The 23,365-nt window shown below is 46.9% G+C and carries 25 protein-coding genes and 1 riboswitch; of the genes, 10 read left to right on the plus strand and 15 right to left on the minus strand.

Annotation, left to right across the window (positions count from 1 at the left end; translation table 11 throughout):
- Positions 1 to 7 precede the first annotated feature (7 nt).
- Positions 8 to 1,600 (plus strand): phosphoenolpyruvate carboxykinase (ATP), encoded by a 1,593-nt coding sequence (pckA, locus tag ABDZ72_RS00490; RefSeq protein WP_343750444.1) that lies wholly within the window; start codon positions 8 to 10, stop codon positions 1,598 to 1,600.
- 101 nt (positions 1,601 to 1,701) lie between these two features.
- On the opposite strand, the gene ytkD is transcribed toward pckA, so the two are convergent.
- From ytkD to ABDZ72_RS00525, 7 genes are all read right to left on the minus strand, one after another.
- Complete coding sequence (gene ytkD / locus ABDZ72_RS00495; protein WP_343750445.1) at positions 1,702 to 2,175, minus strand: RNA deprotection pyrophosphohydrolase; 474 nt, start codon at positions 2,173 to 2,175, stop codon at positions 1,702 to 1,704.
- Between the two features lie 562 nt (positions 2,176 to 2,737).
- On the minus strand, positions 2,738 to 3,058 hold the full coding sequence (locus ABDZ72_RS00500) for a hydrolase (RefSeq protein WP_343750446.1): 321 nt from the start codon (positions 3,056 to 3,058) through the stop codon (positions 2,738 to 2,740).
- 67 nt (positions 3,059 to 3,125) lie between these two features.
- On the minus strand, positions 3,126 to 4,550 hold the full coding sequence (locus tag ABDZ72_RS00505) for an o-succinylbenzoate--CoA ligase (protein ID WP_343750448.1): 1,425 nt from the start codon (positions 4,548 to 4,550) through the stop codon (positions 3,126 to 3,128).
- Between the two features lie 85 nt (positions 4,551 to 4,635).
- Positions 4,636 to 5,454 carry a 1,4-dihydroxy-2-naphthoyl-CoA synthase gene (menB, locus tag ABDZ72_RS00510; protein ID WP_343750450.1) on the minus strand — a complete coding sequence of 273 codons (819 nt, stop codon included), beginning with the start codon at positions 5,452 to 5,454 and terminating at the stop codon, positions 4,636 to 4,638.
- A gap of 17 nt (positions 5,455 to 5,471) precedes the next feature.
- A complete protein-coding gene (gene menH / locus ABDZ72_RS00515; protein WP_343750452.1) occupies positions 5,472 to 6,284 on the minus strand; it encodes a 2-succinyl-6-hydroxy-2,4-cyclohexadiene-1-carboxylate synthase in 813 nt (270 codons plus the stop codon).
- 4 nt (positions 6,285 to 6,288) lie between these two features.
- Positions 6,289 to 8,031 (minus strand): 2-succinyl-5-enolpyruvyl-6-hydroxy-3-cyclohexene-1-carboxylic-acid synthase, encoded by a 1,743-nt coding sequence (gene menD / locus ABDZ72_RS00520; protein ID WP_343750454.1) that lies wholly within the window; start codon positions 8,029 to 8,031, stop codon positions 6,289 to 6,291.
- Positions 8,028 to 9,419 (minus strand): isochorismate synthase, encoded by a 1,392-nt coding sequence (locus ABDZ72_RS00525; RefSeq protein WP_343750456.1) that lies wholly within the window; start codon positions 9,417 to 9,419, stop codon positions 8,028 to 8,030. The genes menD and ABDZ72_RS00525 overlap by 4 nt, the downstream gene beginning before the upstream one ends.
- Before the next feature lie 254 nt (positions 9,420 to 9,673).
- Between ABDZ72_RS00525 and ABDZ72_RS00530 the strand changes: the two genes are divergently transcribed.
- Positions 9,674 to 10,609: a 1,4-dihydroxy-2-naphthoate polyprenyltransferase gene (locus ABDZ72_RS00530; protein ID WP_343750458.1), complete on the plus strand. Its 936-nt coding sequence runs from the start codon at positions 9,674 to 9,676 to the stop codon at positions 10,607 to 10,609.
- Between the two features lie 20 nt (positions 10,610 to 10,629).
- Positions 10,630 to 11,010, plus strand: coding sequence for a hotdog fold thioesterase (locus tag ABDZ72_RS00535; RefSeq protein ID WP_343750460.1), 381 nt, complete (start codon positions 10,630 to 10,632; stop codon positions 11,008 to 11,010).
- A gap of 363 nt (positions 11,011 to 11,373) precedes the next feature.
- Here the strand turns inward: ABDZ72_RS00535 and ABDZ72_RS00540 are convergent, their stop codons facing one another.
- Together ABDZ72_RS00540 and ABDZ72_RS00545 are read right to left on the minus strand one after the other, a co-directional pair.
- Positions 11,374 to 11,967: an ECF transporter S component gene (locus tag ABDZ72_RS00540; protein WP_425542318.1), complete on the minus strand. Its 594-nt coding sequence runs from the start codon at positions 11,965 to 11,967 to the stop codon at positions 11,374 to 11,376.
- 185 nt (positions 11,968 to 12,152) lie between these two features.
- Positions 12,153 to 12,299, minus strand: a riboswitch (FMN riboswitch).
- Positions 12,300 to 12,409: 110 nt separating this feature from the next.
- Positions 12,410 to 13,468, minus strand: coding sequence for a M20/M25/M40 family metallo-hydrolase (locus ABDZ72_RS00545; RefSeq protein WP_343750463.1), 1,059 nt, complete (start codon positions 13,466 to 13,468; stop codon positions 12,410 to 12,412).
- Positions 13,469 to 13,695: 227 nt separating this feature from the next.
- On the opposite strand from ABDZ72_RS00545, the gene ABDZ72_RS00550 reads away from it, so the two are divergent.
- Both ABDZ72_RS00550 and yugI read left to right on the plus strand, forming a co-directional pair.
- Complete coding sequence (locus tag ABDZ72_RS00550; RefSeq protein WP_343750465.1) at positions 13,696 to 14,694, plus strand: potassium channel family protein; 999 nt, start codon at positions 13,696 to 13,698, stop codon at positions 14,692 to 14,694.
- 164 nt (positions 14,695 to 14,858) lie between these two features.
- On the plus strand, positions 14,859 to 15,227 hold the full coding sequence (yugI, locus tag ABDZ72_RS00555) for a S1 domain-containing post-transcriptional regulator GSP13 (protein WP_343750467.1): 369 nt from the start codon (positions 14,859 to 14,861) through the stop codon (positions 15,225 to 15,227).
- Between the two features lie 79 nt (positions 15,228 to 15,306).
- On the opposite strand, the gene ABDZ72_RS00560 is transcribed toward yugI, so the two are convergent.
- Entirely contained in the window at positions 15,307 to 15,549 is a 243-nt protein-coding gene (locus ABDZ72_RS00560; RefSeq protein WP_343750469.1) for a DUF378 domain-containing protein, read from the minus strand.
- 132 nt (positions 15,550 to 15,681) lie between these two features.
- Between ABDZ72_RS00560 and ABDZ72_RS00565 the strand changes: the two genes are divergently transcribed.
- Both ABDZ72_RS00565 and ABDZ72_RS00570 read left to right on the plus strand, forming a co-directional pair.
- On the plus strand, positions 15,682 to 17,064 hold the full coding sequence (locus ABDZ72_RS00565; RefSeq protein ID WP_343750470.1) for a glucose-6-phosphate isomerase: 1,383 nt from the start codon (positions 15,682 to 15,684) through the stop codon (positions 17,062 to 17,064).
- A gap of 191 nt (positions 17,065 to 17,255) precedes the next feature.
- Complete coding sequence (locus ABDZ72_RS00570) at positions 17,256 to 18,428, plus strand: MalY/PatB family protein (RefSeq protein WP_343750472.1); 1,173 nt, start codon at positions 17,256 to 17,258, stop codon at positions 18,426 to 18,428.
- 104 nt (positions 18,429 to 18,532) lie between these two features.
- Here the strand turns inward: ABDZ72_RS00570 and ABDZ72_RS00575 are convergent, their stop codons facing one another.
- Complete coding sequence (locus tag ABDZ72_RS00575; RefSeq protein ID WP_343750474.1) at positions 18,533 to 19,102, minus strand: superoxide dismutase family protein; 570 nt, start codon at positions 19,100 to 19,102, stop codon at positions 18,533 to 18,535.
- An 86-nt stretch (positions 19,103 to 19,188) separates the two neighbouring features.
- Positions 19,189 to 19,374 (minus strand): hypothetical protein, encoded by a 186-nt coding sequence (locus tag ABDZ72_RS00580; RefSeq protein ID WP_343750476.1) that lies wholly within the window; start codon positions 19,372 to 19,374, stop codon positions 19,189 to 19,191.
- A gap of 121 nt (positions 19,375 to 19,495) precedes the next feature.
- On the opposite strand from ABDZ72_RS00580, the gene kapB reads away from it, so the two are divergent.
- Positions 19,496 to 19,888 carry a kinase-associated lipoprotein KapB gene (gene kapB / locus ABDZ72_RS00585; protein WP_343750477.1) on the plus strand — a complete coding sequence of 131 codons (393 nt, stop codon included), beginning with the start codon at positions 19,496 to 19,498 and terminating at the stop codon, positions 19,886 to 19,888.
- Between the two features lie 46 nt (positions 19,889 to 19,934).
- On the opposite strand, the gene ABDZ72_RS00590 is transcribed toward kapB, so the two are convergent.
- Positions 19,935 to 20,198, minus strand: a complete 264-nt coding sequence (locus ABDZ72_RS00590) for a phosphocarrier protein HPr (RefSeq protein WP_343750478.1) — start codon at positions 20,196 to 20,198, stop codon at positions 19,935 to 19,937.
- Positions 20,199 to 20,391: 193 nt separating this feature from the next.
- Here ABDZ72_RS00590 and deoD point away from each other — a divergent pair, with 193 nt between their 5' ends.
- On the plus strand, positions 20,392 to 21,102 hold the full coding sequence (gene deoD, locus ABDZ72_RS00595; RefSeq protein ID WP_343750480.1) for a purine-nucleoside phosphorylase: 711 nt from the start codon (positions 20,392 to 20,394) through the stop codon (positions 21,100 to 21,102).
- A 175-nt stretch (positions 21,103 to 21,277) separates the two neighbouring features.
- Positions 21,278 to 21,751 carry a divergent PAP2 family protein gene (locus ABDZ72_RS00600; protein WP_343750481.1) on the plus strand — a complete coding sequence of 158 codons (474 nt, stop codon included), beginning with the start codon at positions 21,278 to 21,280 and terminating at the stop codon, positions 21,749 to 21,751.
- A 487-nt stretch (positions 21,752 to 22,238) separates the two neighbouring features.
- Here the strand turns inward: ABDZ72_RS00600 and ABDZ72_RS00605 are convergent, their stop codons facing one another.
- Positions 22,239 to 22,937 (minus strand): 3D domain-containing protein, encoded by a 699-nt coding sequence (locus tag ABDZ72_RS00605; RefSeq protein WP_343750482.1) that lies wholly within the window; start codon positions 22,935 to 22,937, stop codon positions 22,239 to 22,241.
- A gap of 60 nt (positions 22,938 to 22,997) precedes the next feature.
- Positions 22,998 to 23,309, minus strand: a complete 312-nt coding sequence (locus ABDZ72_RS00610; protein WP_343750483.1) for a YuiB family protein — start codon at positions 23,307 to 23,309, stop codon at positions 22,998 to 23,000.
- Positions 23,310 to 23,365: the final 56 nt, after the last annotated feature.

Genomic DNA, 23,365 nt, shown 5'->3' on the forward strand with positions numbered 1-23,365 from the left:
ATCACAAATGAAAACGAAAGAAGACACAATGATTACGAGCGATTTATTGACACACCCGCACATAAAGACAAATTTAGTTGTTTCACAATTGGTTGAAGTGATTTTATCCCGTGAGGAAGGTACTTTAAGTGCAACAGGAGCTGTCAGCGCTCATACAGGCAAGTACACCGGACGCTCCCCGGATGATAAGTATATTGTCCATGACGAAACCAGTGACGATGTGGATTGGGGAAAAGTGAACCAATCCATCGATGAAGCCACCTTTGATCATCTGTTGGAAAAAGTAACGACCTACTTGCGCAACAAAAATGAGCTGTTTCATTTCCGCGGCTTTGCAGGAGCAGATGAAAATTTTCGGCTCCCGCTTCAAGTCATTACGGAATATGCATGGCATAATCTGTTCGCCCGCCAGCTGTTCATCACACCGACAGAGAAGGAATTGGCCGAACATCAGTCGCAATTCACCGTGATATCGGCACCGACATTCAAAGCGGATCCGGAAACCGATGGAACGAATTCCGAAGTTTTCGTTTTCATTTCCTTCAAAAAACGAATTGTGTTGATCGGCGGAACCGAATATGCCGGAGAAATTAAAAAATCCATTTTTTCGGTTATGAACTATCTACTTCCAAAGTCTGATGTATTGCCCATGCACTGCTCGGCCAACATTGGCCATGAAGGGGATGTAGCTCTGTTTTTCGGTCTATCCGGAACTGGCAAAACAACGCTGTCTGCGGACCCGAACCGGCGTCTGGTCGGCGACGATGAACATGGCTGGAGTCCGAATGGCGTCTTTAACATCGAGGGCGGATGCTATGCCAAGTGCATTAATCTTTCCGAGAAAAAAGAACCACAAATTTACAACGCTATCCGATTCGGTTCGGTTCTGGAAAATGTCATTCTTGATGATGCATCACGGCATCCGGATTACGATGACACGTCCCTGACCGAAAACACACGGGCAGCCTACCCATTGGAAAACATGGAAAACATCGTTAAACCAAGTGTCGCGGGTCATCCAAATACCATTATCTTTTTGACAGCGGACGCATCCGGAACATTGCCGCCGATCAGCAGACTGTCCAAAGAGCAGGCCATGTATCACTTTTTGAGCGGCTATACAAGCAAACTCGCGGGCACTGAACGTGGCGTCACCCAACCACAGGCAACATTCTCGTCCTGCTTTGGCTCGCCATTTTTGCCACTGGCGCCGTCCACTTATGCCGAAATGCTCGGTGAAAAAGTCGATCAGCATGACGCCAATGTATTTCTCGTCAACACCGGTTGGACTGGCGGCTCGTACGGAACAGGCGAACGTATCAGCCTTGCCTACACACGGGCGATGGTGCGTGCCGCATTGGAAGGCGAACTGAACACGGTTGAAACGGTTCAAGATTCTATTTTCGGTTTGAATATACCAACCCATATAGCAGGCGTGCCTGATGATATACTCGTCCCGATGAATACGTGGAGTGACCAAGAAGCCTACAAACAGGAAGCGAAAGCACTGGCGATGAAATTTCACGACAACTTCAGCAAGTTCCAACATGCCAGTGAAGCGATACGCCAAGCAGGCCCGATTTACACAGGCAACGAATAACTGGATATGTGCTAAAAATAATAGCCGCATTTTTGCGGCAAACCGGTCCCGATCACGGTGACCGGTTTTTTAATGATAAAAAGCAAGGATGATGGATAGTGTCAATTCCGTATATGTGTGTTCACATAATGCAAACACCTGGGCAAAACGTCATCTTTCATAATAAAGCTGTACGACGCCCGGTGCTTCACATTTTTCGGTATAGTCTCAAGAAGAATAGGGCCGTGAGTCTCGTAATATGTCTTTTGAGGAATCAGGTCTTGAACAATCGCCATGTAAACATTCTTTACAATGGTTCCCCCTTTGCCTGCAACGATGTATTGGCCAATATAGACGATGGATTCCGTCACTCCCCCTGTTTCTTCCCACACTTCGCGAACAGCGGCATCTTCCGGGCGTTCCTTATCCTCCACTTTTCCACCGGGAAATTCCAATCCCCGGTCTTTATGTCGTGTCAACAACCATTGATCGCCATATAGGCAAATCACCCATACATGTTTTGGATGTCGGGCGAAAGGGTGATCGTCAAACGATAATGTTACTTTATTGCGATAGAAGTCTTTAAATGTATGCATGATTTCAACTGCTTTCCATTTCATTGACATTATTATGAATACCAGATGGCGGTTACCATCCAATGATCGTGATAAGTCGGTAAGCATGATTTTATTCGTCTCGCTCGGTTCGACTGTATCATATCATAGTCCTTGTCATCACGAAACCGTGACGATGCTGCCACCACCATAATCACTTATGTTCTGTCGTCCTCCCGGTGCCCGTACTCAATTCCTGTTTTCCCTATCCGTTAAACAAAAAAGGGACTGGGACATAACTAAAACGTTAAACACTAGATACGAACGATTGTCCAGATACTTTAAAAAATGTTGGGATATATTTACCATCGCTGCGGAAAAATACTTCGCTTTCCGGGGGCGGCTGATGAGCCTCCTCGTGCTACCGCACTCCGGGGTCTCATCTAAGGCCTTTGCTCCCCCAGGAGTCTGCGTATTTTTCCTCCGCTATTTTAGGTAAAAACCCGTTATATAAAAATAAAATCCGAACTGATTCAGATTTTTTGCGAATCATGGTTCGGATTTTTATTTGACTAAACATCTCTTGTCTCAGCTCTGTTATCCGTTACAAATCACGGTCGGATAATATGCCCATTGTGGTAATATGCTGTTTCGTTTCGTCATCCCCCAGCGCATGAATCATTCGGTACGCTTCCGTTATTTCATGATCGTAATCATCATTGGACTCATCGTCGTGGTACGGTTTGATGGGTACATGAGCCCTGAAAAACGTCCGAGTATCTGATGCGTCCATGTTATTCATTTTATGGCGCAATGTATTTACTTCATCGTCGGTTGCAAAAATCGTAAATACGTCGTTGTTATCAAATCGAACTTGCGAAATCTCTTTACTGCCGGCATTCACATAATATTTCTTCCTATCCATACAGCACCTCCTGTTCCTATTTTGCCGCTGAACGGGAGATACATGCATACAAACCCGGAGTGGCGTTTTACGTTAACAATTGGTGACGCATCAATTTATTGGACGCATTTCGCGGCAGCTTATCGATAAAACGAATGTCTCTCGGCTGTTTGTATCGTGCCAAGTAGCGGGAAACGAACTCCAAAATGATCTCCGCCGTTACGGACGGATCGTTGACGACGACAAACGCAACGGGAATCTGCCCCCATGTATCATCATCTTTACCGACGACACCAGCTTCATCAATCGCCTCCATGGCAGACAAAACATTTTCAATTTCGGTCGGGTAAATATTTTCACCGCCGGATATAATTAAATCCTTTCGCCGGTCGGAAACGTATAAAAACCCGTCCGCATCCGTATAACCAAGATCCCCTGTGGCAAACCATCCATCACGGAATGCGCTTTCGGTGGCTTCAGCATTATGGTAATAGCCACCCGTCACCATGGGGCCTTTTACAAATATGTCACCGACCCCGTCATCCTTCTCAGCAATCGTTAATTGGGCGGGAACGAGTGGTTTGCCTGATGACCCTAGCTTTTCCAATGCATCAGCCGGACGTAACGTTACAATCTGTGACGCCGTTTCGGTCAGTCCGTATGATTGAAAAACAGGTATACGAAGCGATTTCGCCTGTTCAAGCAACGATTTAGGCGCAGGACCGCCGCCAAGCAGCATGCATCGGAAAGTCTCTGGGTAACGGGGCTCTCCCAGATATTCGACCAAATCCTTCAGCATGACGGTGACGACGGACGCAATCGTCACATGTCGCTCCATAATTGCCGTATGTACAGTCTGTCTCTCATAGGATTCCAGCAAATACACCGACATGCCGTAAATAACACTGCGCAAAAGAATCGACAAACCGCTGACATGAAACAGAGGCAAAACGGCCAGCCATTTGTCCGAATCGTTCAATCCAAGATTCAACACCGATCCGATAGCACTCCACCAATGGTTGCCGTACGTGTGAACGACACCTTTCGGAAAGCCGGTTGTTCCTGACGTATACATAATGGTAAACGCATCATCGAGGTTCAATTCCGTTTGCAAGGTGGCGGGTGGCTCCGGGAGATTCCACACATCGGCAAACGTATGGAGATCGTCATCAGCATGGCGAAAACCGCTTTGTCCAATAACGACGGAAACATCGGCGTCGTTTATTTGAAAGGTCCGTTCTTGCTTAGTTAAACGCGTATTTAACAGAACAGCGACAGCCCCGATATAACTCACCGCATGAATAGCTATGACCATATCGGCATGATTGGCCGACAAGATCCCGATATGGGACCCCTTGTCCACACCGAGCTGTTTCAATTTGCGGGCAAATGATTGACTTTTTTCTTTCAGTTCGCGAAATGTGTACACCGTGCCATCCGACAGCTCAAGCGCTAATTTATTCGGGACAACGTCCGCCTGTTTCGTCAACCAGTGCGGTATGGTTTCAGCCATTGGAATGTCTCCCTTCCTATCCATGAAAAAGAAGACCTTTGCCCAGAAAGCAGCATAAGCAAAGGTCCTCCAGTGCTAACATTTATTACGGAAAACGCGGAAATTGTTTGAAGTCCGGTTTGCGTTTTTCTTTAAAGGCATCGCGGCCTTCTTTGGCTTCATCGGTTGTGTAATAAAGCAACGTGGCGTCACCGCCCATTTGCTGCAGACCGGCCATCCCGTCCGTATCAGCGTTAAACGACGCTTTCAAAAAGCGAAGAGCCGTCGGTGATTTCTCCAGCATTTCCTGACACCATTGCACGGTTTCATCTTCCAGTTTTTCCAATGGGACAACCGTGTTGACCAGTCCCATATCATAGGCTTCATCTGCATTATACTGCCGGCAAAGATACCAGATCTCTCTTGCCCGTTTTTGGCCGACCATCCGCGCGAGCATTCCGGCACCATATCCAGCATCGAAACTGCCCACTTTCGGACCAGTCTGGCCGAAAACAGCATTTTCAGCGGCAATCGTCAAATCGCATACAACGTGCAGTACATGGCCGCCGCCAATGGCATACCCGCTTACCATGGCTACAACCGGTTTGGGAATCATACGGATCAGCCGCTGCAAATCCAGCACATTCAAGCGCGGCACCTGATCATCATCAACATAACCGCCATGCCCGCGTACAGACTGGTCACCGCCGGAACAAAACGCCTTCTCCCCTGCCCCTGCTAGAATAATGACGCCGATGGACGAATCATCACGAGCATCCGCAAAAGCATCAATCATTTCGTTAACGGTTAGCGGCGTGAATGCATTCCGTTTTTCCGGACGGTTCATGGTAACTTTGGCCATGCCGTCATATTTTTCATAAATAATTTCCTTGTATTGTTTCGCATCTTCCCATTGAATGGTCATGTTTGTGCCTCCTTCGTTTATTGGTCCGTAACGTTCATCGATTGAAGAAACGCCCTTACTATTTTACCAAACTTGTCCGTCTGTTCCACGTGAATGGCATGACCGGCATGGCTTACGACAAAAAAATGGCTTTGTGACATATCATCATCCATGGCACGAAGAATCGTGCAGAATTTTGCATCGTTCTCCCCGGCCAGTAACTGCACAGGCACATGAAGCGATGTGAGACGATGCCACCACGACGGCTGCATCCCGGTTCCCATCGTCACAAGCGACTGAGCAAGACCTGTTGCCGATTGCTCAAGCCGTTCCTCACGTATGGATTGTTGCACTGTCTGTGGCAAGGATTTCTGTGTGTCAAACATCGGCAGCGACGCCCAGTAATCGGCAAAAGCGCGTATGCCTCTGGTTGTGATCCACGATGCCAACGCGTCATCGCGGCACCGGCGATTGTGTCGTTCATTTGCATCGTCCAGGCCCGGGGAGGCGCTCTCCAATGTAAGTGATCGAACCCGTTCGGGATGCAGCATGGCGAATGACAGCGCGGTACGTCCCCCCATGGAGTAGCCGATCACATGCACCGTGGTCCATTGCAGATGATCCAGAATGTTCGCCAAGTCGTGACAGCAGGCTTCCATACTCGTTGGGTGTGCCGTAGTTTTTCCGTGTCCGGGCAAGTCCACCGCGATCGTTTGGTAATCCGGAAGCCAATCGGTGATGACAGCATCCCACGTCCGGGACGTGCCGGTAAAGCCGTGCAGCAGCAAAACCGGTTCCCCGTTTCCTCGTATGTGACACCAGTAAGCAGCATCGTTGACACGAACATACATAGGCTCATCTCCCGTCCCGAAGCAGTTCGTTTTCAATGGCTTGCCACTTATCCCGGTGCCACCGGCTATTATCCGCCCGGTCCGTTTTCACCTCAATGACGGACAGACCATCTTGTTGGTAACTACTGTGCAGAGCATTTTCCAATTCAAATAACGTCGTCGGCTGTTGATACGTACCACCATACATAGCAATGGCTTGCCCGAAATCGATATCCATCGGTGTGCCAAACAGTGTTTCAAAATGACTCTGGTGATTGACTTGCGGCAAAAACGAAAAGATACCGCCACCATTGTTGTTGATGACGAGAATCGTGATATTCAGTTTGTACTGTTTGGCTGCCAGCAACCCATTCATATCATGAAAAAAAGATAAATCACCGAGCATAAGGGTGACAGGCGCACCTGAGGCGGCGGCCCCCATACCACTGGAGACCATGCCATCGATTCCATTGGCGCCGCGATTGGCCAGAACCTCCAGGGACATTGATGCGGTCATGAAAAACGTATCCAAATCCCGAACAGCCATACTGTTTCCAACATAAAGACTGCTCTCGTCCGGAATGACACGCATCAGTTGCCGGACAGCTCCACCCTCGGTAAGCTCACCCGTTTCAGGCTCGCTCAGCAGCTGGTCTTTTGATAGACGATTCATCTGTTGCCATGTTTCCAACCATGCCTCATCCGTACCAACACCAGCATTAAATTTGGCCAGATTGTTGCACACGATGATCGCATCCGCATCGATGAATTCGGTTTGTGTTCCGGCAGGTTCCCGGTAGCCCCCGACGTTTTCCACGACGAACTGCGGGATGTCGTCGTGTTCCTCTACAAAGAAACGATACGCTTTGGAAACGGGCATGGCCCCGAATCGGATGATATAGTCCGGTTCTAATTGCTTCCGGATCGTCTCGCTTCGCAAAAACGCATCATAGCTTTCGATGATATGGTCTTTGAAGTGACTTCCTGCACGCAGCTGGGATAACGGATCAGCGAGTATAGGTGTGTCCCACGCACGGGCCAGGCCAGTGATGGCATCAGCGAGATCCGGATCTGTCTGCGGTCCGCACACGATGAGTCCTTTTTTACATGACGTCAGTCGTTGGTGGATCTGTTCCAATTGCTTATTATCAAGCGTCCGTTTGCCTTCCGTTCGCCCGCGGGCAGGAGCACCCGACCGTCTTCCCCACAGATCGTTCAATGAAAAATCCGGGACTAACGGTTCGCGAAAAGGAACGTTCAAATGCACCGGACCGTCGTTTCCTTCCGCTGCGGTCCGGACCGCACGAAAGGCTTTATTCCGAACATAAGCGAGCATATCATCCGAGGCTTCCGGCAGCGCCATGTCATGAAACCATTTTGGATAATCGCCGTACAACTGGATCTGATCGATGGCTTGTGGCGCCCCAACGTCACGCAGTTCGTGCGGCCGGTCAGCGGTCAGAACAATTAGCGGCACACGACTGTAATACGCTTCAATAACCGCTGGAAAATAGTTGGCGGCCGCTGTTCCCGACGTACACACCACAGCAACCGGGCGCTTCGTCTGTTTCGCCATGCCTAAAGCAAAAAATGCGGCGGAGCGCTCATCAATAACGACCCATTGCTTTAAGTCCGGATGTTCAGTCATCAGCATGGCCATCGGGGTAGAACGGGATCCGGGTGAAATTACGGCATCCGTCAGACCCGACTCCACCAATTGATCGATAAAATTGGCCGTATATCGTGTTAATTGTTCCGTATGGTTCATGATGAGCCCTCCAGTACGGACAGGATGGGCTGGAGTTTGATCCTTGTCTCGTCATATTCCGCTTCCGGATCCGAATCCCGGACCACACCGCAGCCGGCAAATAACGATACGCTGTCGTCGCGAATCAGCCCTGAACGGATGCCGACAGCAAATTCTCCGTTGCGATGATTGTCCACCCAGCCGACAGGAGCCCCGTACCAGCCGCGATCAAGCTGTTCATGCTCACGGATGAATGCCAGCGACGCTTCCCGCGGAACGCCGCCGAGAGCCGGTGTGGGGTGCAATTGATCAATGATATCGAAAATGCTGTACGTTTGATTCAACTTAGCTGTGACCGGTGTGTATAAGTGCTGCAAGTTTTGAAACGGATGGATAACCGGTTTGTCAGGGACGTGTACAACATCGCAGCAGGTATCCATCGCTTGCCGGATCATTTTGACGACAAAATCATGCTCGCTGCGGTTTTTATCATCATGCAGCAACGCCTGTGCAATAGCACGATCATCCTCGTCTGTTTGTCCACGCGGCGCTGTGCCGGCAAGACAAACCGAAAACAATTGCTCATCATCCTGCTTGACGAGCCGCTCCGGTGACGCACCGACAAAGCAATCGCCGTCCCGTTCAATGGCAAACACATAACTGTTCGGCTGGGTTGTTAACAGCTTGTTCAAAATGGAAGCGATAGGTGCCCGGTCCTTCAGTGTCACACGCAATTCACGGGCTAGAACAATTTTTTCTGCATGCCCGACTTTGATCGTGTCTGCTGCCCGTTGGACGGTATCTTTCCATTGCTCAGGTTCTATTTCCTCTTGGCTGTCGATTCCGGGAATGGCTGGAAGTGGTTGCCGAGTAGATGTTACCACGGCTTTTGTTTCCTGCACCCACTTTTTCAAGTCATCCACATTGTCTGTCGCGCGGACTTGAATATTGAACGTTAAATAATGACGAGCATGCCTTTGCGTCAACAGCACATTCGGAACCTGAAGGGACCCATGACCGAAGCGGTTCCAGCGCCCGGATGATCGGGCATCGGGATCGAATGACATGCCGCCGAGGGCCACCAGACCGGTGCCTGGTTCCTGGTACGGGTTATGGACCAAAGCGTGATTCTGCAAATACTGCCAATACCGTTCAGCCGTTTGCGTCCGGTTTTTTTCTGCCTCTATTTCCCAGGCATTCCCGACGCCTGCCATGGAAAACGACTCGGATGTGCTTGTCCAGAACACGCGATCCGTGGACAGGTTCCCAGCTGATGCAAAGAAATGGACCGGATCCGTGTCTTTTATTTGTTCGGTCACACTTAACAATTGTGCGCCGTTATCCGCTTTTGCTTGGGCTACGGCTTCACCGAGCAAAGTTTCCAATGATTTTGTTTGAACGTCAATCATTATTTATTTTCCTCCATACCTTCCACCATTTCAACTCTTTATACCTATTTTATTCTTTTTTTAGTCGTACCTCAAGGAATGCTATTTACGGCCCCGTAACACCTTTCTCAATGATAGTCATGTTGAACCGGATGTACAACGAATCCACACCAGTCGTTTCTAACAACATACGCATTGACACACCGTCATCAATTGCCTAAACTTATAGTGATATAAAGATGTCATATGTCACTGGTGCAAAGGAGAGAGGTACCATGAATTCCACCAACCATTCACCCATTAAAGACGAGCTTAATAAAAACGAGAGTCTGCAAATATGGTGGCGTCTATTGCGGCCACATACATTGACAGCATCCATCGTACCGGTGTTTGTCGGGACTATGTTTGCTTTGACACACAGTCACATCAATGTATTATTATTTTTAGCAATGCTGTTGGCATCCATTCTTATTCAGGCCGCCACCAATATGTTCAATGAATATTATGATTTTGTTCTGGGGTTGGACAATGAGTCATCGGTCGGTATCGGCGGGACGATTGTCCGGGACGGTATCTCACCAAAAACAGTGCTTCGTCTCGCCCTTACCTTTTTTGCCATAGCCATGCTTCTTGGCGTCTATATTTGTGTGGCATCAAGCTGGTGGGTTGCTGTTATCGGCATCGTATGCATGCTGTTCGGCTATTTGTACACCGGTGGCCCTTACCCAATTGCCTACACACCGTTTGGCGAACTGTTTTCCGGTTTCTTTATGGGAACGGTCATCATCGGGATCAGTTTTTACATTCAGACATCGGTATTGACAAGTTCTGTTATTTGGTTGTCCATCCCGGTCGCCATTTTCATCGGTTCGATCATGCTTTCCAACAATATCCGTGATCTTGACGGAGACAAGGAAAACGGGCGTAAAACCGTTGCTATTCTGCTCGGCCGGAAAAATGCCGTGCGATTGCTGACGATTCTGTTTATCACCGCCTTCAGTCTGACCGCTGCCTATGTCATTGCTGGAATCCTGCCAATATGGTCTCTTCTTGCCTTGTTAAGCGGGATTAAGGCGGTGGATGTCATCCGTAAATTTAAGGGTAAAAAAAGTTCACTGGAAATGATGCCGGCTATGGCGGCTACCGGCAAAACAAACACCATATACGGATTTCTGATTGGCCTTTCCCTTTTGATCAGCAACTATGTTTAACGAAACGGAGGCGCGCGAAAATGGATGTTTCCAATACATTGATCGAAGCACTCGGTATGCGCGTGCAGTCGCTTGATAAAGACCTGGTTGTCATGACCATGCCGGTGGACCATCGCACGCACCAGCCGGCAGGGTTTCTGCACGGCGGAGCGAACGTTGCCTTGGCGGAATCTGCTGCCAGCATCGGTGCTTACAACAACAGCGACCCGGACCAATACCGTGTGTTCGGCATTGAAATAAATGCCAATCATGTTAAATCCAAGCGTGACGGTACGGTTACCGCCCGGGCCAAGCCATTGCACAAAGGAAACCGGACGATGGTATGGGAAATCCGCATAACAGACGAAAACGACCAGCTTGTATGTGTATCCCGCTGCACGATCGGCATTGTCCCCAAATGACATGATAATCAGAGGCAGAAATGCGGGAGGCTGTTTCACAAACACAAACCAACATTATCTGCACCATTGCCGCTATTGGCATTCGACAAAGACGAAAAGAAACTGGCACAAAAGATGTTTAGCCAAAGAAAAATCCGAACTGATTCACAAATAGTCTGAATCAGTTCGGATTTTTTGTTTAGCGTAGGAAAAACACGGAGACTCCTGCGGGATCAAAAGCCTAGGTGAGACCCCGCAGTCGATAAGCACGAGGAGGCTCAGCAGCGCCCGCGGAAAGCGTAGTGTTTTTCCGGAGCGGCGACTACGTCTTAAATATATCGTTCGTATTTAGAAGTGATTTATTTTCGTTGTCCCAGCCCCTTTTTAAGATGCCAAATCCATTCGCTTCTTTTCAATCCATGTTTTCATTTTCATAAAGACGGGTATAAACAGAATGCCTACGATAAGACCTTTCAACATATTAAACGGTAAAATTCCTCCGGTGACGGCAACCCATTTCGCCGTCGTTGCAGCCATTTCAGGAGCACCGATGAACCAGGCATAGGCCGGCAGAAACACATAATAGTTCAAAACACTCATGGCAACAGCCATAATAATCGTACCGGTCACAAGTCCGGAAACAACGCTTTTGACACCCTTTGATCGGTGATAAAGGACAGCTGCCGGCACAATGAAGATTACCCCAGCCACAAAGTTGGACAACACCCCTATCGGATCAGCGGCTCCGGATACCACCAAGTATAAAACGTTTTTAATCCCTTCCACGATAACTCCTGCCATTGGTGAAAATATGAGCGCCGCCATTAGCGCCGGCACTTCACTGAAGTCAATTTTCAAATAAGGCGGCAAAAATGGAAGTGGAAAGTTCAGAAAAAATAAAATGAGTGAAATCGTCCCCAGCAACGCCAGGATAACAAGCTTTGTTAAATGTGATGATCGTGCAGTTGGCTGCATCATCGTCTCCTCCTTCATCCACCGATTCCAATCTTACATTGATGAAGGTGAGCCTTCTCCTGCCGTTGGCGTTTCTGCACAAACAGAGATGTGCTAAACCCACACAAAAACCCTAAAACCTACACGGGGCTTTAGGGTGTCGGATTACAGGAAAAAAATCATGGCATAGTCTTAAACCTGTTTTGGCTCGTCATCTTCTCCCCTCCAGACTTTCACTGTCGGTCCCGGACTCACACCAGGTCCACCGCTGCATTACTGCAGACGGGTCACGGACTTAAAACAGTCTCCTGTTTCTTACCGTCGGTCGGGAATTGCACCCTGCCCCGAAGATGGAATCGATATTTTGTTAATGATTATGGTAACGCATTCATCACCAAAATGCAAGCCTTCCATGTCATTTTTTTGTTTTCCATTTCGTGGGATAAAATTTTTGCCAGCAACGATATCAGTCTTCGAGCGGATTCAATTGTTCATCACCGGTCATATTGGCTATCATGGTGACAAGCAGCTCTATTTCCTCTTCCATATCCTTTAAGCTGGATGTTTCCACCGGTGAGTGCATATACCGAAGCGGCAAGGAAACGAGCGATATGGGGACACCGGGACCGGTTAGCCGCATACGATCGGCATCTGTTCCTGTCATGCTCGATGTTAATTCATATTGGATAGTCATGTTTAAGTCCCTGGCCGTCTGCTCCAGCCATTTGTTCATGTTCCGGTTGATGGGAGCCCCTTTGGCGAGAACAGGACCGCCATCAAGTCTCACATCGCCATATTTATGTTTGTTTACACCGGGATAATCGGTCGCAAAGGTGACATCACATGCAATGGCCATCGTCGGCTGCATACCGGCGGCAGCGAAATAAGCACCACCCATATTGGTCTCTTCATTCACAGTACTGGCTGCATAAACACCGACACGGCACCCGTTTTCAGAAAGACGGCGCAGCACCTCGGCCACGATAAATGCACCTGTCCGATTGTCGAGCCCCCGTCCGGATATGTAGCGGTCCATCAACGACTCCGGCTCTGTTTTATAAACAGCCAAATCCCCAATCTGCACCAGTCGCTCGGCCTCTTCTTTGGTTTTACACCCACAATCAATAAACAAGTCCTCCAAGCCAAAATCGTCTTTCAGGCCACCATGATGCTGGGCGTTGACACCGATGACACCTGTTAATTCCCCATGTTGGCCCGATACCGTTACTTTCATGCCAACAGCCGCTTTCGGGTTAATGCCACCCATTTTATCAAAATGAAGAAACCCATCCTCGTCAATCCGATTGATAACCAGCGCTATTTCATCACAATGACCGGCCAACAATACGCTGAATTCTACCTCCGGGTTAAGGACACCGAACGCATTACCAGCATTGTCCGTTTTGATTTCATCGGCAAATGGCCGGACATATTCAATCCATTTTTTCTGTATAGCCACCTCGTCGCTTGAAGGTGACGGCGTGTTCAATAAATCCATAAGAAATGGTTTGTTTTCCAACGCCATGAAAAAAGCCTCCTTTGTCCATTTCTTCCATCATAGCAGATTTGTTGGTAACATGCCTGAAAAAAATGAGGTAATGATCGGTATCGATGGTGCGTGTCATTTTCATAGCAAGTGTATGAAAGTCTCACTCTTCTGCCCATACTATATATGTGTGATGTTAACAACAATCAGGCGACATGAGCCGTCCGGACCCATGCGCCTACCGCACCAGAGGGCAGGTGAGCAACGTGAATCTGGAAGTATTCAAACATATTTATTACCGGATGCCGGCACCCGTAAGATTGCTTCTGTCCATCTTTGTGCTGATGTTTTTGTTCGGACTGACGATTCACCTTGTGGAGCCAGACCAATTTCCGTCCATATTTGATGGTGTCTGGTGGGCATTTATCACAGGGGCGACGGTTGGTTATGGCGATTACGTCCCGCTCACGGTTGCAGGGCGATTGATCGGTATTCTTCTTTTGCTTACAGGCGGCGGAATGCTCACCTTTTACATAACAACCCTTGCTGCATCCACCATCAATCACGAAAATGAGCTATCAGAAGGGAAAGTATCGTTTAATGGAAAACAGCATATTGTTCTTATCGGTTGGAATGAACGGACGAGACAGTTGGCTGATATGATCGATGATAAAGATACCAATCAGGAAGTCGTTCTGATCGACCGGTCATTGAATCAATTGCCTTACCGTCACTATCCGGTTCATTTTATCCATGGCGACCCAAGCGAAGACGCCGTGTTGCATCAGGCGAATATTGATACAGCCAAAGCGGTTCTCATTTCTGCTGATGTTACCATCGACGAACGAAAAGCCGATATCAATACGGTTCTGGCCGCCATCGCCGTTCGGGGAAATAATCAAGATGTCCCAATAAACACTGAAATTCTGACCATCAGCCAAGTTGAAAATGCTATCCGGGCCGGAGCGGATACCGTCATCAGTTCCAATGATTTTATGAGCACATTATTTTATCATGAACTTTTTCATAAAGATCAAACCAAGCCGTTTGAAACCGTATTGACTCTGTTGAATAAACAGCAGTTCAATCATATCCCGCTTCCTGACCCATTGGATGAAAGCACATTTAAAGAAGCCATTTTGTTTTTTCTGGAAAATGGCGAATTGCTTATCGGGTTTATCCGTGACGGCGAATGGTATATAAACCCAAACGATGATATGACGCTTAACAACAATGACACGGTCATTATTCTAGCCGAATGGTAATAGCCGCTTGTCCACCTTTCGCACGACCGTCTAAGGCCGTCATTGTATGTGTCTCCAACATATACAATAGCTGATACATCATATGTTTTGCCCGGTTCTACGATATATGCTACAATATTTTACTGTATTAAAAAGAATCGAATATGATATGGGAGTTGTTCAACATGGCAGATACATTCGAATCAGGGCAAATTTTAGATGGAAAAGTTACCGGCATACAGCCATATGGCGCATTTATAGCTTTGGACGACGACACCCAAGGCCTCGTCCACATTTCCGAGATAACCCATGGCTTTGTCAAAAATGTTAACGATCATCTGACGATCGGCGATGACGTTAAAGTCAAAATTTTAAGCATTGATTCGGAAAATAATAAATTCAGCCTGTCCATGCGGGCTGTACAGGATCCTCCGAATAATGATGCAAACGATCAAAACAAAACCGAAAGCCGTTCGTCAAACGACCATACCGGTTTTAACTCATTAAAAGACAAGCTGGAAGAATGGATTAAACAATCGGAAACGCAAAAATAAAAAAACAAGAGGCTCGTTCAAATATGCGCATCACTGACACCATTGGCATATTTGAATTGGCCTCTTGCGTTTTAACTCTTTAAGCATCATCGGTTTGTGCACGTCGATCAACGCCGAATGCTTCATCCGTTCTAAACAATAATGTTAATGAAAACAAACCGCCGATTCCAACCAGGGTATAGATGACCCGGGCAATCACGCCACTCTGTTCACCGCCACCAAAGATGGCAGCAACCAGGTCAAATTGGAACAACCCAATCAATCCCCAATTGATGGCGCCAATGATAACTAAGGCTAAACAAAAACGATGAAATCCACTCATGAATATTACCTCCTTTCCCTTTTCTATTGTCCACGATTTGCAACACAATATGCGAATGCATCATTATAATCTGTGCAAATTCTTGAATGAATGAAGCCTTATCCATTAAAGTGATAAGCAAGGAGGAATTATATGACACATATCCGCTTTTCCGGAGAAAATGCATCTCACCTTAAGCAGGCGGACCTGGATCAGTTGAATGATGATATAGAAAAAGCACATCTCCAGCTGCATGAGAAAACCGGAGCAGGCAACGATTGTTTGGGATGGATCGATTTGCCGGAAAAAATGATGAATAGTGACGAATTCAGTCGGATAAAAATCGCCGCGGAAGCCATTCAACATTCCTCCGACGTGCTGCTCGTTATTGGAATCGGGGGATCGTATTTGGGTGCACGTGCAGCGATGGATATGTTGAATCATTCGTTTCAACATATGCTTCCTGAAGACAAACGCAACGTCCCCCACGTAATTTTTGCAGGCAATCATATCAGTTCAACATACATACGGGACTTGCAGGATGTTCTTGAAAACAAAGACGTTTCCATTAATGTTATTTCCAAAAGCGGAACGACACCGGAACCAGCCATTGCATTTCGTATTTTCCGGCGTTTGTTGGAGGATAAATATGGCAAAGACGAAGCCCGGAAGCGGATTTACGTCACAACCAATGCTGAAAATGGCGCCCTCAAAACCGTTGCAGAAACAGAAGGATACGACACATTCGTCATCCCTAATGATGTCGGTGGCCGATATTCGGTATTGACGGCTGTCGGACTTTTGCCGGTCGCTGTGAGCGGCATTGCCATTGATGACATCATCAACGGTGCCCAATCCGCCATGCATGACTTGAACGAACCGGACCCCAACAACAATCCAGCTTATCAGTATGCATCAGCACGAAACATTTTATACAACAAAGGCAAGACAACCGAATTACTGATTACCTATGAACCGCATCTGCACATGTTCAGTGAATGGTGGAAACAGCTTTTCGGCGAAAGCGAAGGAAAGAATCAAACAGGCATTTTCCCTGCCCCCGCCCACTTCACAACGGATCTGCATTCAATGGGACAATATATTCAGGACGGACGGCGTGACCTGTTCGAGACCATTTTACATGTCAATCGTCCGAAAAAAACCATGACACTAGGAAAAGACGCGGAAAACGCCGACGGACTTAATTACTTAGCGGGAAAAACGTTGCATGACATCAATGACAAAGCCTATCAAGGAACGGTGCTGGCCCATACAGACGGCGGTGTACCGAATCTGGTCATTGACGTGCCGGCACTTGATGCCTATACATTCGGATACCTGGTCTATTTTTTTGAAAAAGCGTGTGCCATGAGTGGTTACCTGCTCGGCGTTAACCCATTCGATCAACCAGGAGTGGAAGCCTATAAACGCAACATGTTGGCTCTGCTAGGAAAACCAGAGTTAGACGATGAACGGGAACACCTTGAAACCCGATTAAACGCAGTGAATCCACATAATAATGGTTTTTACGTTTAAAATTTTGTAATATGGGAATCCTTATATTGTAAGACTTTCTCGTATTCCCCCTTGTTAAGCAAAGCGTCAGCCGCGCTTTGCTATTTTTTTGTATCCACTGACAAGGCTAAGCAGTTTCATGTTTCCCTGTTTTTCAGTATAATTGGAACGATAAATCAATGAGCTATTTTTTGGAGCAGGAGGTTTGCACGATGAATCATTTTGAAAACGTACATGACCGCACCAATACGCGATCCGTCAAATGGGATATGCGACAGTCTGTATTTGGCGCAGACGATGTTGTACCAATGTGGGTCGCTGATATGGATTTCCAGGCGCCCCAGGCCGTTAATGACGCATTAATAAAACGCGCCGAACATGGCATTTACGGTTATACGGTGATTGACCAAGACGTGCGAGATGCCATTATCAACTGGATTTCCAAGCGATATAACTGGACGATCGACGGCGAATGGCTGTCGTTCAGCCCCGGGGTCGTTGCCAGCTTACATATGGCCATCCAGGCATTGACGGATCCAGGTGACAACATTCTTATTCAGACACCCGTATACACCCCTTTTTACAATGTCATTGAAGCTCATGACAGAACCATTGTAAAGAATCCGCTTAAACGGCAGAACAACCATTACGGCATTGATTTTGCCGACATGGAAGAAAAACTGAAATCAGGTGTGAAGGCATTCCTTCTTTGCTCCCCACACAACCCAGTTGGACGTGTATGGACCGAAGAGGAATTAAGAGAAATGGCCCGGCTCTGCCTGAAATATGACGTATTGATTCTTTCTGATGAAATACACGCAGACCTTATTTATCCAGGTGAAACCCATATACCGATGGCTACACTTTCCGATGACACAGCATCTCAGACAATCACTTTCATGTCGCCGTCCAAGACATTCAATCTGGCTGGGCTCCAGGCATCGTATATCATTACTTCCGATAAGGAAAAGCGGGATATGCTGGATCAGCAGCTGGAAAAAGATGGCCATCATATGATGAACACAATGGGAAATACAGCGTTGGAAGCCGCTTATCGGCACGGAGAACAATGGTTGGATGATCTCCGCAACGTGCTCGACAATCATAGAGCCTATGTCATTCGCCGACTTGAAGGGGAAACCGATAAACTGCACGTAACCCGATCAGAGGGAACGTATCTATTATGGATTGACTGCACGGCACTCGGGCTGGACCGCGATGAATTAAAAACATTCATGAACCAAACAGCCGGCGTGGGACTTAATCCCGGTGCAAATTACGGCGAAGAAGGCGACATGTTCATGCGCATGAACATTGCTTGCCCGCACGAAACCCTTCAGAAAGGCGTCGACCGTATTCTGAAAGCTGTTCACAATCTTGACTGACCTCATTATTGGAGGTGATCCACATAAACCGGATCACCTCGTGTGGTTCAGTATTGGCTGGAACAACCGTTTTCACGGGAATACGACAACAGTCCCGTAACACCTTATTTTTCCTGTTCTTTATTAAAATCGGTTGGATCTGTCGGTGTTTCAGACGTTTTCTTTTCCTTATCGGCTATCAATCCGCATATAGTGCGTTTACCGGAATCACCACTAGGCTGACTGATGCCATCATCCTTGCCTTCCGTAATCACAAGCGATGTGCCTTCCCCTTTCAGCAACGATTTTTTACCATCCAAAAGGGTTGCTTCTGGAAGCATTAATTCCGCATCAACAAGGCCGCCTTCATCGGCTTCCAGATTGGGAAGATCCCCCAAATGCGAACCGTCCGGATGCATCGGACCATGTTGCTTGCCGGTAGGGTTAAAGTGACTGCCTGCTGATTTAAAGTCGGGGGCTTTGCATTTCGGGTATTCATGAACATGAATACCGTGATATCCCGGCTCCAACCCTTCCAGTTTCAATTTAACATTCACGCCGGCATCGACCTCGTTCAATGTGGCCGTACCAACCATATCTCCCGAATCATTATACAATTCAACAGTCCGTGTTGTTTCAGTATTTGCTTGACAAGCCGTCAGAAACATCAGCATGATCATTACGAATACTCTCATCCGTAGTACTCCTTTACTATGGCGTTATTTTCAGTATCCGCAATCAGACAAAAATTAAACGGATTCCTAATTAAAAAGAAATCCGTTCATTCGTTGTCGTTTTTCGTTTTCAGTTGCTGTCGGTACTGTTCTTCGGTTCGTTTGGCTTCTTTTCGGGACACTTTGATGAAGAAATACAGCGCCAGTACAGCGCCGATCATAAAGATAATGAGTACGATAACGGCTGGGATATATTCTGACTTATCTTCCGGAAAATATAAAAATTCCATCATGATGTATCACGTCCTTTGCATCCATTATAGCACCAACGAATCCGTATTTAAATCCGGGGCTGTCGATTGCTGATTCTTCTCCCATCTGGCACAATGGGGTGATAAAGGAGGAATCAATGATATGACATTTCAACCTGGCGATATCGTACATGTGAAATATAATTCAGGCAAATACATAGGTGAAATTGTTGAGGATCGGGGTGAACGATATCTGGTGAAAGTGCATGCCGTCGACAAACATCCAATGCAAGGTGATCTGCATAACCCCGGAGAAACGGAAGGGGTTTTGTTTCAGGAACGTAAAGCCCTCGCCCATTATGAAAAAATTAACGTTGTCAAGTCAGCCGTTGAGCCCTTCGATGACGCTGTTCCAGATTATCGCACGTCGTTGGAAAATGCCATCGACGCCATGAAACAAAAGCTTTCCAAACACGATTCGAATTTCAATCAGGCGTCCCTTAAGCAACTGACATCTCTGGAAGAAAATGATTATACCAAACGCTATTACCAATAAGACAAGGGAGCCGGAAAGGGATCAACTACCGGCTCCCAGATTCTTGTTAGTCACCCAAATGTTCGTTCATGACTTCCGTGACACTATCCATGGCTTCTTCCTCATCATTCCCTGATGCCGTTATGCTGATGTTTGCCCCTTTTGGAATGCCCAGGGACATTACCCCCATAATGGACTTCAGATTGACACTTTTGCCATTATATGAAAGTTGGATATCCGATTGAAACTGCCCCGCTTTATTCACAAGTAACGTTGCCGGACGGGCATGTACGCCTGTATTTGCTGTAATGGTAAACGTTTTTTCCTGCATGATGTTCATCCTTCCGAAAAATAATTCCTCACCTGCATATCCACAATGAAAATGGAATACAAGCTTATTATATACAAAAATAACCGCTTTTGAAACAGAAACAAAACAAAACCTATGTCATTTTCATGAAATTTGTTTTTATGGATTCGTTATGATAATGTGACGTTGATAATACTATGGAGGGATGCCGTCTATGAGTGTACATATTGGTGCCAACAAAGGGGATATCGCAGACAAAATATTGCTTCCCGGTGACCCGCTGCGAGCAGAATTCATTGCAAACACATTTTTAAGTGATGTAACACAGTACAATAACGTACGTGGCATGTATGGCTATACCGGAACCTATAAAGGGGAACGTCTGTCTGTTCAAGGTACAGGCATGGGGGTCCCATCGATTTCCATATATGTTCATGAACTCATTCAGCAATACGACGTACAGACCTTAATCCGTGTTGGCACGTGCGGAGCTATCCAGCCGGATGTCAATGTTCGGGACGTTATCCTCGCCCAAGGAGCCTCAACCGATTCGCAAATGAACCGCATGACGTTCAACGGCATTGACTATGCACCACTGGCCGACTTCAACCTGCTCAGAAAAGCCTATGATGTCGGCAGTGGAAAAGGTTTAAATATGCGTGTCGGGAACGTGTTTACCAGTGATGCCTTTTATCGTGATGACGAAAAAGACGTGAACGATCTCCTCGCGTCCTATAACGTCCTTGCTGTCGAGATGGAAACAGCCGCATTGTATACACTGGCTGCTAAATTCAACCGCAACGCACTGACTGTATTGACGGTTTCCGATCACATTTTAACCGGCGAAGAAACCACGTCTGACGAGCGGCAAACATCGTTCCACGATATGATGGATTTAGCACTTGAAGCGGCCATTAATCAATGATAAGCTGACGCTCCCCAAAACGTAGAGGGCTGTTTTTTTTCGCCTTTTGCAAACAGCGTAAAGCCGAAAGCACGCGAATCAACCAATTCATATGGTAACAGATACATGATAGACATTGGACAACGATGACGATATCATTTTACACCACGTTGCCACGGAGAGGATGTCGCTTGTCATGAACCTTTTTGCCAATTTTCCATTATGCGCTGCATTAGCAGCCATTGTTGTTGCACAAGTAAGCAAAATCCCGCTGCATCTGATTGCAGCACGAGAACTGAAACCGGGACTGGCATTCTCGACGGGAGGCATGCCCAGCAGCCATTCCGCCGCTGTCGCTGCACTGACTACGGCAACCGGCATCCTGCAAGGTATTGATTCCGTTATGTTCGCCATCGCGACTGTTTTCAGCGTCATCATCATGTTTGATGCCTCCGGTGTGCGCCGACAAGCGGGTGAGCAGGCCATTGTGATTAACCAGCTGGTCAACGATTTTCAGTCCTTTGTTGAAGGTGCCAAAGATTGGAATCAAAAAGAGGCATTTCAAAAACGAAAACAATTAAAAGAATTGCTCGGTCACCAGCCGATTGAAGTATTTTTCGGCGGTCTGACCGGGGTATTGATTGCTATTTTACTATATCAATGGTATTAGCATTGACCGCACCCTGTTCATTCAACCATGATCACATACTAAAAAGCCAGGCTGGGACAAAAGACGTTTAGTCAAATAAAAATCCGAACTATAATTCACAAACAATCTGAATCAGTTCGGATTTTTCGTTTATTAAAGAGTTTTGCCTCAATGAGCGGAGGAAAAATACGTAGACTCCTGGGGGAGCAAAGGCCTTAGATGAGACCCCGGAGTGCGGTAGCACAAAGCAAAGCTTCCATGAGTAGACTTCGACCTGCGAGGAGCGTAGGCTTCGATGAATAAGCTTGCAACGCGACGAGCACGAGGAGGCTCATCAGCCGCCCCCGGCAAAGAAGACACTGTGAAAGCGACCAAAGGAAGCTTGAACAGATGTCGCGCTTGTGCCTGGCAAGGTGAAAGCGAAGTATTTTTCCGCAGCGATGGTTAAAACGTATCCCAATATTGTACTAGTATCTAACGTTTTAGTTTTGTCCCAGCCTCGTGTTGATCAATTTTCGTTTATTTGGTTCCGAAAAACTTGCAATGCTTCGTTGTCATTATTATTCAATTGGTTCAACGTTTCCCTGGTCAGTTTGCCATTCCCTCTTTTAATGACATACACATCCACTTCCTTCTTACCCCATTTGGAATAAACGTCTTCCACTGTTTCATAGTATAAATCAATCTTGTTGCCGTTAATGGCCCCGCCTTTATCGGCTACAACGCCATAGCCATAGTCCGGTATAAACATAATGGTCCCAATGGGATACACATCCAGATCTGCCGCGATTGTGGAATATAAATCCCGTTTGACCGGCACACCTGAATACGTGATCCCGTATTGAGGATGTTCCGGTGTTTTGCCCGTTGATTCAACCCCGGCGGTATAACCGGTCGCCGTCACCGTTGCGCTTGGATATTGTTCAAGATTGATATATTCTTTCAATGTTTTCGGACCTTCAATCTGCTCACTTGATATATATCGTTTTTGTTGTTTCTTCGTTTTTAACGATTTCTTTTCCAATCCGATGCGACTGTATCCCGATCCACTGTTTGTTGTCGTCTCAAACGATGCCTCATAATCCTTGGCCACCCAGGCCTGTACATCCGTTACCGTTAGATTCGATACAGACGACAAGGTCATAACAAGAGCTCCTAAGAATAATAGAAACATCGCTGATTTTTTTATCCATGTTTGTTTTTGCATGATAACACCTCTCTCGGTGTCATCATGTCCAGCCTGCCAATTTTTTATACATTTTCCAGCTTAAAACATTTGATAGCCGCTTTTACGCAAAAAGCGAATGACAAAACCGGAAACAATGGTACCAACAAATCCGGCTCCCAAAATCGTGATATCCGCAAAAGTGATCTCCGTAAATCGCGCGGCTGCCTTCGTGAATGCGTAACCTGGCTCTGTAAAATACCTTGCTGTCGATATATCATCCACAATCATAATAACAATAAATGGATAAATGATCGCCATCAGCCATGTTTGGCGCACCAACATGTTCAAAATAAACGCCAATCCAAAAAAGATAACAAAAAAGAGTAAAATCGACATAATAAACTGTATCAATACTTTGTCTCCCTTCGCCGATCCATACAGGGTTCATTTTATAACATATCAGTTAA

It is taken from the genome of Lentibacillus halophilus (assembly GCF_039522485.1).
GTDB classification, from domain to species: domain Bacteria; phylum Bacillota; class Bacilli; order Bacillales; family Amphibacillaceae; genus Lentibacillus; species Lentibacillus halophilus.